The organism is Zavarzinella formosa DSM 19928 (assembly GCF_000255705.1).
In the GTDB taxonomy this organism is placed as follows: domain Bacteria; phylum Planctomycetota; class Planctomycetia; order Gemmatales; family Gemmataceae; genus Zavarzinella; species Zavarzinella formosa.
In genome coordinates, this window is record NZ_AIAB01000574.1 from 1 (window position 1) to 689 (window position 689).

At 66.9% G+C, this 689-nt stretch carries 1 protein-coding gene; it reads left to right on the top strand.

Features of this window, described 5'->3' with window-relative positions; all coding sequences use genetic code 11:
- Positions 1–93 precede the first annotated feature (93 nt).
- A partial coding sequence (locus tag BGIM_RS0100790) for a transposase (RefSeq protein WP_020467921.1) occupies positions 94–689 on the top strand: 596 nt, incomplete at its 3' end.

A 689-nucleotide genomic window follows, 5' to 3' on the forward strand; every position in this document is an offset into this window, starting at 1 on the left:
CGGAGAGCTTGTGAAAAAATCGTCGTCCGGGAGCGAAACCGTTGTTGGTCCGCGCTAAGTTGAGGTGAACGTCCGCTAATTTCGCGAGAGGCCATGTCCCAACCCGCCCGTCGTCTTCGACATGCGAACCGTCACCAAGCGGAGATGCGGATCGAGTCGCTCGACCAGATGCTTCCGCCCGAGCATTCAGTCCGGTCCGTCTGGGAGTTCGTCGGGGGGCTCGACCTGTCGGAGTTGTCAGGACGGATCAAGGCGCTGCCCGGCCGGGCGGGGGCCCCGGCCTTCGATCCCCGCCTGTTGCTGGCGCTGTGGCTGTATGCCACCATTGAGGGAGTCGGCTCCTGCCGGGAGCTGGCGGAACTGATCCAAAACCACCTGGCGTATCGCTGGCTGGCCGGCGGTTTGGAGATCGGCGATCACACGCTGTCGGATTTTCGGGCCGGTCACGGGGAGTTCCTGAGCCGGTTGCTGACGGAGACGGTGGCGACGCTGACGCACGCGGGGGTGGTGTCGCTGAACCGGGTGGCCCAGGACGGGCTGCGGGTTCGGGCGTCGGCCGGGACGTCGTCGTTTCACCGCACGGCGACCTTGGAGAAACATCTGGAGGAGGCCCAAGAGCAGGTGCGGGCGCTGGAACGCCAGACGGACGAGGACCAGGGCGCGGCCGGGCGAAGGGCGGCGGCGAGGGA